Origin of the sequence: Escherichia sp. S10b, assembly GCF_028421345.1 — a bacterium.
Taxonomy (GTDB): domain Bacteria; phylum Pseudomonadota; class Gammaproteobacteria; order Enterobacterales; family Enterobacteriaceae; genus ECMA0423.
The window spans coordinates 1-643 of record NZ_JAHZSO010000112.1 but is presented as its reverse complement, the minus strand read 5'-3'; the positions used below and the strand labels follow the sequence as shown (position 1 = coordinate 643).

Sequence of the window (643 nt, the reverse complement as noted above, 5' to 3'; positions counted from 1 at the left end):
TTCTTGTTCATTAAGTCACCTATTTTGTGTTGTGGTGAGAATATCACCTTTCATCAGGTGGCCAAATTTAGTGTGCCACTACATAGCGCCCGGAAGAGTGTTGCCGGTATCAGAGCAATGGCATCCACTGTTAATTGAGGCGTTAACCAGCATTCCAAAACTCGAGGCCGGAGACTCCGTCTGGTGGCACTGCGACGTCATCCATTCCGTTGCCCCCGTTGAAAATCAACAGGGTTGGGGCAACGTGATGTACATTCCTGCGGCACCGATGTGCGAGAAAAATCTTGCCTACGCGCACAAGGTGAAGGCCGCACTGGAAAAAGGCGCATCGCCGGGCGACTTCCCGCGCGAGGACTATGAAACAAACTGGGAAGGACGCTTTACGCTTGCCGACCTCAACATTCACGGTAAGCGAGCGTTGGGCATGGATGTTTGAGAGTTAATGGAAGTGAATTGATGTGGGATTAAGAAAATCGATTCGACGTTACTCAGATTGCTGACAAGTGCGCTTTCTTAATGCCTGATGCGCTACGCTTATCTGGCCTACAAAGTCCTGCAGATTCAATATATTGCAGAGTTCACGTAGATACTGTTATGGCCTGCAAGTTTTTTCCTGGTCCGGTTTCCCGGATTGCAGGCATGC

The 643-nt window shown here is 49.8% G+C and carries 1 pseudogene; it reads left to right on the top strand.

The window, feature by feature from the left end:
- Positions 1–82: 82 nt before the first annotated feature.
- Positions 83–436, top strand: a pseudogene (locus FTE26_RS08365) (YbiU family protein); the annotation flags it as partial.
- Between the last annotated feature and the right edge of the window lie 207 nt (positions 437–643).